Raw genomic sequence first — 15,372 nt, 5'->3', positions numbered from 1 at the left:
GGGCTGCGTGGGGGCTTTCCGGTCCCCGTGCGGGGCTCAGGCCCCGGTGCCGCCGCCGCCCGGCATGTTGGCGGCCGTGGTGATGACCTCGTCGATGAGGCCGTACTCCTTGGCCTCCCCGGCGTCGAACCAGCGGTCGCGGTCGGAGTCGCGGGTGATCTGCTCCACCGACTGACCCGTGTGGAAGGCCGTCAGCTCGGCCATGCGCTTCTTGGTGTGCAGCAGCCGCTCGGCGTGGATCTTGATGTCGGAGGCCGAGCCGGCCAGGCCGGCGGAGGGCTGGTGGATCAGGATCTCGGCGTTCGGGAGCGCGAAGCGCTTGCCCGGCGTGCCCGCGCTGAGCAGGAACTGCCCCATCGAGGCGGCGAGGCCCATGGCGATGGTCACCACGTCGTTCTTGATGTACTGCATGGTGTCGTAGATCGCCATGCCGGCCGTGATCGAGCCGCCGGGGCTGTTGATGTAGAGGTAGATGTCCTTGTCCGGGTCGGCGGCAAGGAGCAGCAGCTGCGCGGTGATCTTGTTGGCGATGTCGTCGTCGACCGGCTGGCCGAGGAAGATGATCCGCTCGTTGAGCAGCCGGTTGTAGACCTGGTCGCCGAGGCCACCACCGATGGAAGGCTCGCCGGCGGCGGAGGGCATCAGATTCGTCACGTATCCACCTGCTCGTCTTACGACGGCGCCGGGCCGTCTCACGTTTCCCTGCCGGGGGCCGTCCGGCGGTTCGGTTCGCCGACACCCCTGCCCCCGTACTCATGGACCCTAACGCGCGGGTCCCTTCGGAGAATCCCGCACAGGGGGGTGTTCGCCGGGGGCGTAGCGCCTCGCCGGGAGACGGACGGGCCCCGGGTCATCAGCTGACCCGGGGCCCGTCCTGCGGCGTGTGCGGCGCCGTGGGCGTCAGCCCTCGGTCTTCTCCGCGGCCTCGTCCTCGGCGGCGGCCTCGGCCGTCTCCGCGGCGGCCTCGGCCTCGGTGCCGTCCGCGGCCTCGGCGGCCTCGTCCGCCTCGTCCTCGTCGTCCAGGTCGATGATCTCGCCGTTGGTGTCCTTCACCGTGGCCTTCTCGACCACGACGGCGAGGGCCTTGCCGCGGGCGACCTCGCCGACCAGCAGCGGCACCTGGCCGCCCTCGACGACGGCCTGCGCGAACTGGTCGGGGGACATGCCGGAGGAGGCGGCGCGGCGCATGAGGTGCTCGGTGAGCTCCTCCTGGTTCACGTTCAGCTTCTCCTGCTTGACCAGCTCGTCGAGCACGAACTGGGTCTTGATGCCCTTGACCGCGGCTTCGCGGGTCTCGTCCTCGAACTCCTCGGCCGTCTTGCCCTGGATCTCCAGGTACTTCTCGAGGTCGAGGCCCATCTGGCCGAGCTGGTGGTGCTCGAGGTTGTGCTTGCGGGTGTTGATCTCGTCCTCGAGCAGCTTCTCGGGGACCGGCACCTCGACGAGCTCCAGCAGCTTCTCCAGGACGCGCTCCTGGGCCTGCGTGGCCTGGTCGTACTGCTTCATGTTCTCCAGGCGCTTGCGGCTGTCGGCCTTCAGCTCCTCGAGGGTGTCGAACTCGGAGGCGAGCTGCGCGAACTCGTCGTCCAGCTCGGGCAGTTCACGCGCGGCGACCTGGGTGACCCTGACGGTGACCTCGGCCTCCTTGCCGGCCGCGGAGCCGCCCTTGAGCTCGGAGGTGAAGGTGGCCTCCTCACCGGCGGACAGACCCTTGACGGCGTCGTCGATGCCGTCGAGCAGCTCGCCGGAGCCGATGGTGTAGGAGACGCCGGTGGCCACGCCGTCCTCGAGGACCTCGCCGTCGACCTTGGCCTCCAGGTCGATGGTGACGACGTCGCCGTCCTCGGCGGCACGCTCGACCGGGGAGGTCGAGGCGAAGCGCTCGCGGAGCTGCTCGACCGACTTCTCGACGTCCTCGTCGGTCACCTCGACGGCGTCGACCTCGACCTCGATGCCGGAGTAGTCCGGGATCTCGAGGGCCGGGCGGACGTCGACCTCGGCGGTGAAGTTCAGCGTCTCGCCGTCCTTCAGCTCGGTGATGTCGACCTCGGGCTGGCCCAGGACGGAGAGCTCGGCCTCGTTGACCGCCTCGGTGTAGAACTTCGGAAGCGCGTCGTTGACCGCCTCCTCCAGGACCGCACCGCGGCCGAACCGCTGGTCGATGACGCGGGCCGGGATCTTGCCCTTGCGGAAGCCCTTCACCGTGACCTGCTGGTTGATCTTCTTGTACGCCGCGTCGAGGCTGTCCTTGAGCTCCTCGAAGGGCACCTCGACAGTGAGCCGAACCCGGGTCGGGTTCAGGGTCTCCACGGCGCTCTTCACGGTTCGGTCTCCTTGTGGCTGACTTCTTGGTTTCTGCCGGAGCCAGACTGGTCCGGCGGATTCGCCGCCCGGAGGACGTCCGGAGGATCCAGATGGATGTCCAGTGGATGTCCAGTGGGTTCCTGCGGATGAGACACACGGGCGCGCAGCTTGCATAGTAACCGCCACGGCTGAACGCCCCAAAGGCGATCAACCGGAGTGATCGCTCGGGTGACCGGTGTTGACCGGTCGGTGGTCGGGGTGGCGGGATTTGAACCCACGGCCTTCCGCTCCCAAAGCGGACGCGCTACCAAGCTGCGCCACACCCCGTCTGGTGCGACACGTAGGGTACATGGCCGACGACAGCGGGGCCGCCGCATTTCGCCGGCGCCGTGGGGGCGTCCGGCGCGGGCGGGAAACGGGTGTGCGGCGAGGGGCGGCGACCCGCTACGATGCCTTCAGTGCCGCGGTCGACTGACCTGCGGCGCGTCGTGTGCGGGCGTAGCTCAATGGTAGAGCACTAGTCTTCCAAACTAGCTACGCGGGTTCGATTCCCGTCGCCCGCTCTGTACGGCGAAGGCCCAGGCAGGCGGTGAATTCACCGCCCTGGGCCTTCGGCCGTTCTTCGAGCTGTTCAGCCCGCGTCGGCCCCGTCGGCGATCTCCCGCTCGCGGCGGTCAGAGGTGTGCTGGAAGCCGGGTGACCTGACCCGCTGTGCCGTGTCCGGTCCGGCACCTTCGTCGGCATGGCGATCGGGTTTCTCCTGATAACGCGGCGAGTGCGGCGGACGGCCGCTCGGGCCGCGGCGGGGGGAACGGTCTTCTTCGAGGTCGGGGCCAACCTGCCGGGCACGGGGCGCCGGTACAGCCTCGGCCGGGTGCGGTCGGGTGGCGATTTCCGGTGGGAGCCCCGCTGGTCGTGGACGCTGCTGCGTGAGCTCCCGGCAGACCTGCGCCACGTCCGCACCCGCGAGACGGCCTTCCGCGAGATGCTGTGGCCGCCGGGCCGGCGCCGGGCCGGCGCCGGGCCGGAGCGCTGGTGATCGAGTGCGAGTCGTCCGCGGGACCCGTGCGGCTGTGGGCCCACGCGGCCGACGCGGCGCAAGCGGTGCAGGCGGCGCAGGTGGTGGACGTGCTCCGGCGTACGAGCGCCCCGGGCCTGCCGGGCGCCGCGGGTTCCTGACGCCGGAGGCCGGCGGCGACGGGCGGGGACGGGGAGCTCCACCCGGCGGACGACCGCGCGAAGCCTCCGCGCGCCGGATCCGGTGGGCCGAGCGGTGCCGTCGGGCCGTGGCGGGCTCCGGCGGCCGTGTGAGCGGGGGGCAGGCCGCGCCGGGCCCGGCCGGACCGAGGGAGCGCCCGAGCGGCCGACCCGGCGGGGCGCCGGCCCGGGCGTCACCCGAGGAAGTCGTGTCGCCGCCCGTCCGGTCAGAAGCTGATCGAGTTGATGGTCTCGGCTATCGAGTTGAGGAACCGGTTGAGCGACGGGGCCATGCCGGTCGAGGCGAGGAAGAAGCCGAAGAGGATCGCGACGACGGCGGGACCGGCCTTGATCGACCCGCCCCGGATCAGCACCACCAGGATGATCGCCAAAAGCAGCACCACTGACAGTGAAATGGCCACAACAGATCACACCCTCGGTCGGTCCGCTCTCCCGGCCCGGGGACGCACCGGCGCACCCTGCCAGAACCATCGTGCCACCAACTGGCCGCCCTTATGCGGCACCTGAGGCATCGGCGGCCCCGCCCACGCCCGCGGCGCGCCGGAGCGGGCCGCTCACGGGGGCTCCGGCGGACCCAACCGGGTTGATCCGCACGGCAATTCGACAACGCACCCGCACGGGGAATTGGCCGACATCGTTTCCATGCCCACACAATGTGCGTGCGGGTATTCCGAATTGTTGCAACGGGCTCATCAAATGCACCACCAAATCGGCATGAATCGTGACAAGCGGGGTGCGGCAAGTGTGCCGTCCGTCACGCCGGGGGGACGTCAACTGCCCCGAAAGCAGGGGTACCCGGAGTTCATATACCGGGAAAGACCTGGAGGGTTTTACGGATACCCACGGACAACGCTAGGGTGCCTCAGATGTTCTACGCTGCCTCGTCCCCCGCATGCGCAGCGGCGTACCCGACCGTCTCCCCCAGTCACCGGGGGGAAGGTCTGTGACGGACTCGCTGCGACCGCAAGGCCACCACCGAGCGCCGCTCCCCCCGGCACAGCCGGCCTCGGGAGTGCCGACTCCGCGCTCACCGCAGAAACAGCACGACCGGCAGGACCACAACCGTGACGACCGGAACCGGCAGGACCGGGACCGGCAGGCGACACCAGGCAAGCAGCGCGACTCGTTCTTCGACAACGCCAAGTACCTGGCGATCGTGCTGGTGGCCATGGCCCACTCCTGGGAGCCCCTGAAGGGTGACAGCCGCATCCTGGAGGGCGTGTACACCGTCGTGTACACCTTCCACATGCCGGCGTTCATCATCATCTCCGGCTACTTCTCGCGCAGTTTCGACATGCGCCCGGACCGTCTCAGGCGGCTGGTCACCGGCATTCTCGTGCCGTACGTCGTCTTCGAGACCGCGTACACCCTCTTCAAGCGCTACGGCGACCACGACCCGGGCATGACGGTCAGTCTGCTCGACCCCTGGTACCTCACCTGGTTCCTGCTCGCCCTGTTCATCTGGCGGCTGACCACCCCGTTGTGGAAGACCGCCCGCTGGCCGCTGCCGCTGGCGCTCGGCATCGCGATGTTCGGCTCCGTCTCCCCCGAGATCGGCAACGACCTGGACCTGCAGCGCGTCCTGCAGTTCCTGCCGTACTTCGTGCTGGGCCTGTGCATGAAGCCCGAGCACTTCCAGCGGGTGCGCACGCGCGCCATGCGCATCGCGTCGGTGCCGGTGTTCGCGGTCGCCCTGGCCATCGGCTGGTGGGCCGTGCCGCGCATGGACACCGCCTGGTTCTACCACCGCGACGCCGCTCAGGAGCTGGGCGCCCCCTGGTGGACCGGCCCCGTCATGGTGCTCGCGCTGTTCGGCTGCTCGCTGCTGCTGACCGCCTGCTTCTTCGCCTGGGTGCCGCGCCGCCGCATGTGGTTCACGGCACTCGGCGCGGGCACCCTCTACGGCTACCTGCTGCACGGCTTCCTGGTGAAGGCCGGCGACTTCTACGGCTGGTTCGAGCCCCGGTGGCTGCACCGGCCGCTCGGCGAGATCGCCGTGACGCTCGTCGCGGCCGCCGCCGTCACCCTGCTGTGCACCCGCCCGGTGCAGCGCGTCTTCCGGTTCGTGATGGAGCCCGACATGAAGTGGGCCTTCAAGCGGGACGCGGCGGAACTCGCCCGGGTCCGGGAGAAGAGCGAGCGGCGCGAGAAGGTGCCCGCCTAGGCAGGACCCCGGTCAGTCACCCGTCAGACCGAGAAGCGCGCGCATCCGCGCGTACTTCTCGGTCAGTCGTGTGCGGGTGGCCGCGTCGTCCAGGCGGGCGAGGCGGGCCGGATCCGCGTTGTGCGCCAGGTCCGCCTCCTTCACCAACAGCGCGCCCGGCGTGGCCAGGACGCGCCCCGCGTACGCCTCGGGCGTCTCCCCCGCCCGCTTGGTGACCGCGCGCACGATGTCCTTCGTACGCCGGCTCAGCGCGGCCTGATCGAGCCACCGCGCGGACAGCGCGTCGTCCTCCACCGCGTCGTGCAGCCAGGCCGCGGCGATCTGGTCGTCGTCGCCGCCCCGTGCCCGGACGCCCTCGGCGACGGCGCTCAGGTGCTCGGCGTAGGGGCGTCCCGCCTTGTCGGTCTGCCCCTCGTGGACGGCGCGGGCGAGCGCCTCCACCTCGGCCAGGGTCATGGTCCGGTGCGTCTCGGTCACGCCGCCAGTGTCCCCCACGCCGGCGCACACCGCTCAGCGCGCGCCGACCGAGCGCACGCCGACCGAGCGCGCGCCGGGACGCGCCGGGGCGCACGCCGCTGAACGCACGGTGCTCAGCGCACGCCCGCCGCGGTCGGCCCATCGCGGCAGATCAGCAGCAGGGCCCGGTCGTCGTTGACGTCCTTGGCGACCGCCTCGATGAGGTGCCAGGCCGCTCCGTGGAAGCCGCCGGCCACGTACCGGTCGGCCTCGCCGGTCAGCCGGTCGATGCCCTCGACGATGTCGCGGTCGGAGGTCTCCACCAGGCCGTCCGTGAACAGCATCAGCACGTCGCCGGGCCTCAGCGAGCCCTTCACGGGGTCGAACTGGGCGCCGTCGTACACGCCGAGGAGCGGGCCCTCGGCGGCCTTCTCCTCCCAGCGTCCGCTGCCCGCGCTGAGCTGGAGCCCCGGCGGATGCCCCGCGGAGTACAGCTCGTAGTCGCCGGAGTCGAGGTCCAGGACCAGGTGGATGGAGGTCGCGAAGCCCTCCTGCCAGTCCTGGCGGAGCAGGTAGCCGTTGGCGGCCGGGAGGAAGGCGTGCGGCGGGAGCGAGCCCAGCAGACCGCCGAACGCGCCCGACAGCAGCAGCGCCCGCGAACCGGCGTCCATGCCCTTGCCGGAGACGTCGGTCAGGACGACCTCCAGGGTGCGGCCGCCGTTGGTGCGGGCGGCGACCACGAAGTCGCCCGAGAAGGACTGGCCGCCCGCGGGCCGCAGGGCCATCTCCCGGTGCCAGCCGACCGGCAGCTTCGGCAGCTTGCTCTGCACCCGGATGCGCTCGCGCAGGTCGAACAGCATCGTGCCGCCGCGCCGCCAGGGCACGCCGACCCGGCTGCGGAACTGCGCGACCAGCAGCCCGAAGAACCCGCACGCGGCGACCACGAGCACCACGCCGGGCGTCACCCGTGACGGCCCCTCGGTGTACGGGCCCAGCCACACCGACTCCACGATCAGCGCCGTGGCGGCCGCCGCGTACAGCCCGAGCAGGCTCGCCGGACGCAGTACCAGGCCGCCCACCACGATCGGCAGCACCAGCGCGGCCGGCGAGAACCACACCGAGTTGGCGAGCGTCGCCGCCGTGATGACCGGCACCAGCAGCAGCAGTCCGGCGAGCGCGACCCAGTCCGCGCCGTCGCCGCGGAAGTAGTCGACGGCGCTTCTGCGCACGCCGACCCGGGCCCGGTGCCATTGCATCTTCAACCGGGCCGTGACCGTCTCGGCTTCCGAGCGCCGCTGTCGTCCTGCTGCCATTAGTTCGGGACCCTATCCATCGCGCGCGCCGCTTGGCACGCGAGGTCCGACTTGTCCCCCCGTAGGAGCCCAACTTCACAACGCCGGACGCGGTGTTCCCGCTCCGGCGCGCCCGGGGAAATTCCCTCGCCCGTCCCGCACCTCCTTGGTAGGCATGATGCATGGTGACTGACGCGGCGAGGGACGGGCGGAGCGACGGGATCGTCGTCCGCGGGCTGGCGCGGGACGAGCGGGACCGGTGGTACGGCACCCTGCTCCGCGCCTTCGGCGGGGTCCCGGAGCCGGCCGAGGCACGGGAGTTGTACGACGCGCTCACCGAGGTCGACCGTTCGCTCGGCGCGTGGGACGGCGAGGCGTGCGTGGGGACGGCGGGGGCGTTCGGTTTCCGGCTGACCGTGCCGGGCGGCGCCGCGGTGCCCGCCGCGGGTGTGACGATGGTCAGCGTGGCGGCCACCCACCGGCGCCGGGGCCTGCTGACGTCGCTGATGCGCCGGCAACTGGACGACGTGCGGTCCTGGGGCCGGCCGCTGGCGGTGCTGACGGCCTCCGAACCCGACATCTACGGCCGTTTCGGCTATGCCGTCGCCACCCACCGCGTCGACGTCGAGGTCGACACCGCGCGGGTGCGGCTGTCCGTGCCGCCGGGCACCGACGAGGTGCGGCTGCGCTACGCGGCACCGGCCGACGTGCTCGACGTCTGCGAGGCGGTGTACGCCCGCAAGGTGCCCGGCCGGCCCGGCATGCTGGTGCGGCTGCCCGGCTGGGAACGGCTGCCGTTGCTCGACCCGGAGGCGTCGCGGGCGGGAGCGTCGCCGCTGCAGTGCGTTGTCGCGGAGCGGGACGGCGAGGTGGTCGGGTACGCCCGCTTCCGGGTGAAGCCGGAGTCGGACGAGGGCGGGCCGCGGGGCACGGTGATCCTGGAGGACACCGAGGCGCTGGACGCGGCGGCGCACGCCGCGCTGTGGCGGTTCCTGTTCGACATCGACCTGACCTGCACGCTGACCGCGCGGGGCCGCCCGGTGGACGAGCCGTGGCAGTACCTGGTGTCCGACCCGCGCCGGTGCCGCCCGCGGCTGCGCGACGCGCTGTACGTGCGGCTGGTGGACGTCGGGGCCGCCCTGGAGGCGCGTACCTACCAGGCGCCGGTGGACGTGGTGCTGGAGGTCGAGGACGCGTTCTGCCCATGGAACGGCGGGCGTTGGCGGCTGATGGGGGACGCGAAGGGCGCGACCTGCGAGCGGACCGAGGACGCCGCGGATCTGGCTCTGTCGGTACGGGAGTTGGGCGCGGCCTATCTCGGCGGGGTGACGCTGGACGCGCTCGCCGCGGCCGGGCGGGTGCGGGAGCTGCGGCCGGGGGCGCTGGCGGAGGCGTCCGTGGCGTTCGCCTCGACGGTGGCGCCCTGGCTGCCGCACGGGTTCTAGCGACGCTTCCGGGGACCTGTCAGGCCGGCTGGCAGGCGGGGCACCAGAAGAGGTTGCGGGCGGCGAGGCCGGCGGTGCGGACCTCGCCGCCGCAGACGTGGCACGGCAGGCCGGCCCTGCGGTACACGTACACCTCGCCGCCGTGGTCGTCGACGCGGGGCGGGCGGCCCATCGCCTCGGGGGTGTGCTCCGGGCGGACGGTGTCGATGCGGTTGTTGCGGACGCCCTCGCGCATGAGCGCGACCAGGTCCTGCCAGACGGCGTCCCATTCGGCCGGGGTGAGGTCCCGGCCGGCGCGGTAGGGGTCGATGCCGTGCCGGAAGAGGACCTCGGCGCGGTAGACGTTGCCGACACCGGCGATGACCTTCTGGTCCATGAGCAGCGCGGCGATCGTGGTGCGGCTGCCGCGGACGCGCCGGTAGGCGGCCTGCGGGTCGGCGTCCGCACGGAGCGGGTCGGGGCCGAGGCGCGCGTGCACCGCCCCCTTCTCGGCGTCCGTGATCAGGGCGCAGGTGGTGGGGCCGCGCAGGTCCACGTAGGCGCTCTCGTTCGCGAGGCGGAGGCGGACGGTGTCCGTCGGCGGCGGGGCGGGCCGGCCGCCGAAGGTCACCTTGCCGAACAGGCCCAGGTGGATGTGGACCCAGTCGGTGTCGCGGAAGCCGAGGAAGAGGTGCTTGCCGTGGGCGTCGGTGCGGGTGAGCTCCGCACCGTCCAGGAGGGCGGCGGCGTCGGAGAACTTGCCCTGGGGGCTGGTCACCCGGGGTGCCGTGCCGGAGAAGCGGTCGGCGTAGTCGAGCGCCAGCCGGTGGATCGTGTGCCCCTCTGGCACGTGCCGGTTCCCTTCCTGCCCCCGGGGCGGTCGGTCCTGCCGCGGGCGGTCGGCCCTGCCGCGGGCGGTCAGTCCTGCTGCGGGTGGTGCGCCGGGATCGGGGGCAGCTCGCCGGTCGTCTCGTAGTCCGCCAGCATGTCGATGCGCCGGATGTGCCGCTCGTCGCCGGAGAACGGGGTGCTCAGGAAGGTCTCGACGAACTTGGTCGCCTCGTCCGTCGTGTGCATGCGCGCGCCCACGGCGACGACGTTCGCGTTGTTGTGCTGGCGGCCCAGCGACGCGGTCTCCTCGCTCCAGGCGAGAGCCGCCCGCACGCCCTTGACCTTGTTGGCGGCGATCTGCTCGCCGTTGCCGGAGCCGCCGATCACGACGCCGAGGGAGTCGGGGTCCGCGGCCGTCCGCTCCGCGGCGCGCAGGCAGAAGGGCGGGTAGTCGTCCTGGGCGTCGTAGATGTGCGGGCCGCAGTCGACGGGGTCGTGGCCGGCCGCCTTCAACCACTCGACGAGGTGGTTCTTCAGTTCGAAGCCGGCATGGTCGGAGCCGAGATACACGCGCATGCTCCGAGTGTGACACGAGCGTTCCGGGGAAGCAGCGTCGGGTGTCAGCCGGTCGAAGGGGTGCACCCGGAGCGGGGTCAGGACGGGCTGATCCGGGCCGGCGGGCCGTGCGACGCGCGGACGTGTGGACGGGCGGACGTGCGGACGCGCGGACGGGCGGACGGGCGGACGGGCGGACGTGCGGACGGGTGGACGGGCGGACGGGCGGACGCGACGGACGGGCGGACGTGCGGGAGGCCCGCCGGGCAGAAGTCGTGCTTCTGCCCGGCGGGCCTCCTCGCTCTCCGCGGGGACTACCGCGTCAGCGCTTGACCAGCTTCCAGGCGGTGGGCAGCAGGCCCATCGCCAGCGCCGCCTTCAGGGCGTCGCCGATCAGGAACGGGGTGAGGCCGGCCGCGATCGCGGCGCCCGCCGAGAGGTGGGCGGCCGCGGCCAGGTACGGGACGCCGACCGCGTAGATGACCGCCTCGCCCAGCAGCATCGTGCCGGCCATGCGCAGCGCCGAGCGGTCGGCGCCGCGGCGGGCCAGGGCGCCGACGACGGTGGACGCGAGCATCATGCCGAGGATGTAGCCGAAGGACACGGCCACGCCCGAGGAGCCCTCGGCGAACCACGGCACGCCCGCGAGACCGGCCAGCGCGTACAGCGCGAGCGAGAGGAAGCCGCGGCGGGCGCCCAGCGTCGTCCCGACCAGCAGCGCGGCGAAGGTCTGGCCGGTCACCGGCACGGGGGAGCCCGGGACGGGGACGGCGATCTGGGCGGCGAGGCCGGTGAGCGCCGCGCCGCCGAGCACGAGGGCGGCGTCCCGGACGCGGGAGGCGGGCAGGAGGTCGGCGAGAACCTGCCCGGTGCGGGCGGTCGTGGCGGTGGCGGTGCTCATGGGGACTCCGCGGGTCGGGCAGTTGGGGACACCGTGACGCTAACCCAGGCCCTCGGCGCCGATCACCGTCAGCGCTCGACAAGGGGGGATCGGGGGTTTGGTGGGTTCCAGACAAAGTTTCCCGGCGACACCCGGGGTGGAGTGATAACGGTCACTGAGGCAGGGACGTTTCGCTCACCTGCGGCGCGTGCACGCCGACTGTCGGTTCCCACCAAAGGGGGAAGGGGCGGCCGTTCGGGGTGCGGGCGGCGGGTGCGCGCTGTACCACGGAACGGGGGCCGACGTGAGGAGGCGTACGTGACCGAGATCGAGCGGGAGTGCCCGACCTGCCGCAGCAGGCAGAAGTTCCGCAGGCTCGACGCGGCGGAGAAGGCGGCGGTGCGCGAGGTGAAGGGGCCCCGCCACTTCGTGGGCGACCTGTGGCGCTGCACCGCCCCGCGCTGCCTGTGGTACCAGCCGCACCTGCACCGGGGCGGCGGCGGTCTCCTGCCCGAGAGGTTCCGCACGGAGGAGACCGACGCCGCCGGGTGACGGCCCCGGAGGCCGGCTCGGAGGTTGCCGCCGAGGCCGCCCCGGAGGTCGGCTCAGAGGTTGCTGAAGTCCGGTCCCGCGGTCCGCGTGCGCTTGATCTCGTAGAAGCCCGGGATCGAGGCGACCGCGAGCGTGCCGTCCCAGAGCCGGGCGGCCTCCTCGCCCTTGGGCGCGGGCGTGACGACCGGACCGAAGAAGGCGATCTGCTCGCCGTCGGCGCCGGGCACGGCGATGACCGGAGTGCCCACCTCCTGGCCGACCTTGTCGATGCCCTCCTTGTGGGAGGCGCGCAGCTCCGGCTCGTAGGGGGTGGCGTCCCAGTGGTCCATCAGGGACTCGGGCAGCCCGACGTCCTTCAGCGCGGCGGCGACGACCGGCTTCTCCGGGCCCTCGCCCTGGTTGTGGATGCGGGTGCCCAGCGCGGTGTAGAGGTCGCCGAGCACCTCGGCGCCGTGCTCCTGCTGCGCCGCGATGACGACGCGGACCGGGCCCCACGCCTTCGTCTCGAGCAGCTCGCGGTACTCCTCGGGGAGGTCGTCGAGCTTGTCCTCGTTGAGCACGGCGAGACTCATCACGTGCCAGCGGACCTGGACGTCCCGGACCTTCTCCACCTCCGTCATCCAGCGCGAGGTCATCCAGGCCCAGGGGCACAGCGGATCGAACCAGAAGTCGACGGGAGTCTTGTCCGACATGTCTCTCCTCAGCGGGAAGCCTTTTCCCGGACAACGCCACTGATCGTCCGCGCCATTCCCGGATGCCCGCGGTCAGCAGCGCATGGCAGGATCGGTCCTGTACAGCCTGCCGAAAGATCCTGAGGGAGTGCGCCCGTGCCCGGTGAGAATCTGTCCCGCGACGAGGCCCGGGAGCGGGCCGCCCTGCTGGCCGTCGACGGGTACGACGTGTCCCTCGACCTGCGCTCGGCCGTCGGTGCCGCGGACGACGGGCCGCGCACCTTCCGCTCCGTCACCACCGTCCGCTTCCGCTGCAACGAGCCGGGAGCTTCCACCTTCGCCGACCTGATCGCGCCCGGCGTGACCGCCGTCTCGCTCAACGGCCGCGACCTCGACCCGGGCGCCGTCTTCGACGGCTCGCGGATCCTGCTGGAGGACCTGGCCGCCGACAACGAGCTGGTCGTGGACGCGCAGTGCGCCTACTCCCGCACCGGCGAGGGCATGCACCGCTTCGTCGACCCCGAGGACGACGAGGTCTACCTGTACACGCAGTACGAACCGGCCGACTCCCGGAGGGTGTTCGCGAACTTCGAGCAGCCGGACCTCAAGGCGCCCTTCCGCTTCGAGGTGCGCGCGCCCGAGGGCTGGACGGTGTGGAGCAACGGCGTCGGCGAACTCACCGACGGCGTCTGGAGGTTCGCCGAGACCAAGCCGATCTCGACGTACATCACCTGCGTGGTGGCCGGCCCGTACCACTACGTGACCGACGCCTACGAGCGCACCCTCCCCGACGGCAGCACGCTGCGGATCCCGCTGGGCGCCATGTGCCGCAAGGGCCTGGCGCCCCACTTCGACGCCGACGACGTCTTCCTCGTCACCAAGCAGGGCCTGGACTTCTTCCACGAGCGCTTCGACTACCCGTACCCGTTCGGGAAGTACGACCAGGCGTTCGTGCCCGAGTACAACCTCGGCGCGATGGAGAACCCGGGACTGGTGACCTTCCGGGAGGAGTTCATCTTCCGCGGGAAGGTGACGCGGGCGTCGTACGAGGGCCGGGCGAACGTCGTGCTGCACGAGATGGCGCACATGTGGTTCGGCGACCTGGTCACCATGGAGTGGTGGGACGACCTGTGGCTGAAGGAGTCCTTCGCCGACTTCATGGGCTCGTTCTCGCTGGTCGGCGCCACCCGCTTCACCGACGGCTGGATCACCTTCGCCAACCGCCGCAAGGCGTGGGCCTACCGCGCCGACCAGCTGCCGTCCACGCACCCGATCACGGCCGACATCCGCGACCTGCAGGACGCCAAGCTCAACTTCGACGGCATCACCTACGCCAAGGGCGCCAGCGTCCTGAAGCAGCTGGTGGCGTACGTCGGCCAGGACGCGTTCCTGGAGGGCGCCCGGCGCTACTTCAAGCGGCACGCGTACGGCAACACGCGCCTGGGCGACCTGCTGTCGGTACTGGAGGAGACCAGCGGCCGGGACATGGGCGCGTGGGCGCGGGCGTGGCTGCAGACGGCCGGCGTCAACTCGCTGACCCCGCGGGTGCTGCTGAGCACCGACGGCCGGGTGGAGGAGCTGGCGGTGGAGCAGGACGCCGTCGAGTCGCACCCGGAGCTGCGGCCGCACCGGGTGGCGGTGGGCCTGTACCGGCGCGAGGACGACCGTCTGGTGCGGTACGCGCGCGCCGAGGTGGACGTCGACGGCGCGCGGACGGTCGTCGCGGAGCTGGCCGGCGCCCAGGCGCCGGATCTGGTGCTGGTCAACGACGACGACCTGACGTACTGCAAGATCCGCTTCGACGGGACGTCGCTGGACACGCTGCGGGAGCACCTGGGCGCGATGACCGACCCGCTGGCGCGGGCGCTGTGCTGGTCGGCGCTGTGGAACATGACCCGCGACGCGCTGCTGCCGGCCCGGGACTTCATCGGCCTGGTGCTGCGGTTCGCGGGCCGCGAGTCCGACATCGGCGTGCTGCAGATGCTGCACGCGTGGTCGACGTCGTCGCTGGTCCACTACGTGGCGCCGGAGTGGCGGCCGACGGGTGAGCGGCTGCTCGCCGAGGGGGCACTGAGGGAGCTGCGGGCCGCCGAGCCGGGCAGCGAGCACCAGCTGGCGTGGGCGCGGTTCTTCGCGACGACGGCGTCGGCGCCGGACGACCTGCGGCTGCTGCGGGACCTGCTGGACGGCGCGGAGAAGATCGAGGGCCTGGAGGTCGACCAGGAGCTGCGGTGGGCGTTCCTGGAGCCGCTCGCCGCGCACGGGGTGGCGGACGAGTCGGTGCTGGCGGCCGAGCTGGCCCGCGACGACACGGCGTCCGGCAAGCGGCACCAGGTGCGCTGCCTGGCCGCCCGCCCGTCGGCGGCGGTGAAGGCGCAGGCGTGGGCGCAGGTGGTGGAGTCCGACGCGCTGTCCAACGCCCTGGTGGAGGCGACGATCGCGGGATTCGCCCAGCCGTCGCAGCGGGAGCTGCTCGCGCCGTACGCGGCGAAGTACTTCGAGGCGATCGAGCGGGTGTGGAGCGAACGGTCGATCCAGATCGGCATGAGCGTCGTCCAGGGCCTGTTCCCGGCCCTGCGGGACTCGCGGGCGACGCTGGAGGCGGCGGACGCGTGGCTGGCCGCCCACGACCAGGCCGCCCCGGCGCTGCGGCGGCTGGTGCTGGAGGCGCGGGACGACCTGGCGCGAGGGCTGCGCGGGCAGGCGTGCGACGCGGCGGCGGGCTGAGCGTCGCAGGTCCGCGACGCGGCCGCCGGACGGCCGTCGCAGGTCTGTCATCACCCGGCCACCGGACGGCCGTCGCAGGTCTGTCATCACCCGGCCACCGGACGGCCGTCGCAGGTCTGTCACCCGGCCACCGGACGGCCGTCGCAGGTCTGTCACCCGGCCACCGGACGGCCGTCGCAGGTCTGTGACGCGGCCGTCGGCCGTCACCGGGCCGCGGCCCGGTGACGGCGCCGGCTGCGGCTGAAGCCGGAGGCGGCCGAACGGGAGCTGGAGCTGGACCTGCGCAAGGAGACCGACG

Annotated in this window: 15 protein-coding genes and 2 tRNA genes; 7 read left to right on the top strand and 10 right to left on the bottom strand. The window is 72.2% G+C overall.

The window, feature by feature from the left end; genetic code table 11:
• Positions 1-36: 36 nt before the first annotated feature.
• The 3 genes from VKA29_RS12950 to VKA29_RS12940 all read right to left on the bottom strand — a co-directional run bounded on the left by VKA29_RS12950 (position 37) and on the right by VKA29_RS12940 (position 2,631).
• A complete protein-coding gene (locus tag VKA29_RS12950; protein ID WP_324785668.1) occupies positions 37-642 on the bottom strand; it encodes an ATP-dependent Clp protease proteolytic subunit in 606 nt (201 codons plus the stop codon).
• Positions 643-900: 258 nt separating this feature from the next.
• Positions 901-2,322 carry a trigger factor gene (gene tig, locus VKA29_RS12945; RefSeq protein WP_324785599.1) on the bottom strand — a complete coding sequence of 474 codons (1,422 nt, stop codon included), beginning with the start codon at positions 2,320-2,322 and terminating at the stop codon, positions 901-903.
• Between the two features lie 232 nt (positions 2,323-2,554).
• Positions 2,555-2,631: transfer RNA gene (locus tag VKA29_RS12940), tRNA-Pro, on the bottom strand.
• A 165-nt stretch (positions 2,632-2,796) separates the two neighbouring features.
• Here VKA29_RS12940 and VKA29_RS12935 point away from each other — a divergent pair.
• From VKA29_RS12935 to VKA29_RS12925, 3 genes are all read left to right on the top strand, one after another.
• Positions 2,797-2,867 (top strand) — tRNA-Gly (locus VKA29_RS12935).
• A gap of 179 nt (positions 2,868-3,046) precedes the next feature.
• A complete protein-coding gene (locus tag VKA29_RS12930; RefSeq protein WP_324785598.1) occupies positions 3,047-3,343 on the top strand; it encodes a hypothetical protein in 297 nt (98 codons plus the stop codon).
• Positions 3,340-3,483 carry a hypothetical protein gene (locus tag VKA29_RS12925; RefSeq protein WP_324785597.1) on the top strand — a complete coding sequence of 48 codons (144 nt, stop codon included), beginning with the start codon at positions 3,340-3,342 and terminating at the stop codon, positions 3,481-3,483. Before VKA29_RS12930 ends, VKA29_RS12925 begins: the two co-directional genes overlap by 4 nt.
• A 245-nt stretch (positions 3,484-3,728) precedes the next feature.
• Here the strand turns inward: VKA29_RS12925 and VKA29_RS12920 are convergent, their stop codons facing one another.
• The gene (locus VKA29_RS12920; protein WP_324785596.1) at positions 3,729-3,923 is read right to left on the bottom strand and encodes a hypothetical protein; all 195 of its coding nucleotides are present in this window, start codon (positions 3,921-3,923) and stop codon (positions 3,729-3,731) included.
• A 542-nt stretch (positions 3,924-4,465) separates the two neighbouring features.
• On the opposite strand from VKA29_RS12920, the gene VKA29_RS12915 reads away from it, so the two are divergent.
• Positions 4,466-5,686 (top strand): acyltransferase family protein, encoded by a 1,221-nt coding sequence (locus VKA29_RS12915; protein WP_324785595.1) that lies wholly within the window; start codon positions 4,466-4,468, stop codon positions 5,684-5,686.
• A 12-nt stretch (positions 5,687-5,698) separates the two neighbouring features.
• Here VKA29_RS12915 and VKA29_RS12910 read toward each other — a convergent pair whose 3' ends face one another.
• Together VKA29_RS12910 and VKA29_RS12905 are read right to left on the bottom strand one after the other, a co-directional pair.
• Positions 5,699-6,142, bottom strand: coding sequence for an HD domain-containing protein (locus VKA29_RS12910; protein WP_324785667.1), 444 nt, complete (start codon positions 6,140-6,142; stop codon positions 5,699-5,701).
• Positions 6,143-6,276: 134 nt separating this feature from the next.
• Entirely contained in the window at positions 6,277-7,455 is a 1,179-nt protein-coding gene (locus VKA29_RS12905) for a PP2C family protein-serine/threonine phosphatase (RefSeq protein ID WP_324785594.1), read from the bottom strand.
• Between the two features lie 161 nt (positions 7,456-7,616).
• Between VKA29_RS12905 and VKA29_RS12900 the strand changes: the two genes are divergently transcribed.
• Positions 7,617-8,879 carry a GNAT family N-acetyltransferase gene (locus VKA29_RS12900; RefSeq protein ID WP_324785593.1) on the top strand — a complete coding sequence of 421 codons (1,263 nt, stop codon included), beginning with the start codon at positions 7,617-7,619 and terminating at the stop codon, positions 8,877-8,879.
• Positions 8,880-8,898: 19 nt separating this feature from the next.
• Here the strand turns inward: VKA29_RS12900 and VKA29_RS12895 are convergent, their stop codons facing one another.
• The 3 genes from VKA29_RS12895 to VKA29_RS12885 form a co-directional block, all read right to left on the bottom strand.
• A complete protein-coding gene (locus VKA29_RS12895) occupies positions 8,899-9,708 on the bottom strand; it encodes an Fpg/Nei family DNA glycosylase (RefSeq protein WP_324785592.1) in 810 nt (269 codons plus the stop codon).
• A gap of 68 nt (positions 9,709-9,776) precedes the next feature.
• A complete protein-coding gene (locus VKA29_RS12890) occupies positions 9,777-10,265 on the bottom strand; it encodes a ribose-5-phosphate isomerase (RefSeq protein ID WP_324785591.1) in 489 nt (162 codons plus the stop codon).
• 301 nt (positions 10,266-10,566) lie between these two features.
• Positions 10,567-11,145: a biotin transporter BioY gene (locus VKA29_RS12885; RefSeq protein WP_324785590.1), complete on the bottom strand. Its 579-nt coding sequence runs from the start codon at positions 11,143-11,145 to the stop codon at positions 10,567-10,569.
• Between the two features lie 297 nt (positions 11,146-11,442).
• Between VKA29_RS12885 and VKA29_RS12880 the strand changes: the two genes are divergently transcribed.
• Entirely contained in the window at positions 11,443-11,676 is a 234-nt protein-coding gene (locus tag VKA29_RS12880; RefSeq protein WP_324785589.1) for a hypothetical protein, read from the top strand.
• Positions 11,677-11,729: 53 nt separating this feature from the next.
• Here VKA29_RS12880 and VKA29_RS12875 read toward each other — a convergent pair whose 3' ends face one another.
• Positions 11,730-12,368 carry a DsbA family protein gene (locus VKA29_RS12875; RefSeq protein WP_324785588.1) on the bottom strand — a complete coding sequence of 213 codons (639 nt, stop codon included), beginning with the start codon at positions 12,366-12,368 and terminating at the stop codon, positions 11,730-11,732.
• Between the two features lie 135 nt (positions 12,369-12,503).
• Between VKA29_RS12875 and pepN the strand changes: the two genes are divergently transcribed.
• Entirely contained in the window at positions 12,504-15,074 is a 2,571-nt protein-coding gene (pepN, locus tag VKA29_RS12870; RefSeq protein ID WP_324785587.1) for an aminopeptidase N, read from the top strand.
• The last annotated feature ends 298 nt before the right edge of the window (positions 15,075-15,372 follow it).

It is taken from the genome of Streptomyces sp. H51, assembly GCF_035656535.1.
Taxonomy (GTDB): domain Bacteria; phylum Actinomycetota; class Actinomycetes; order Streptomycetales; family Streptomycetaceae; genus Streptomyces.
This window is presented reverse-complemented; position numbering and strand designations above follow the sequence as displayed.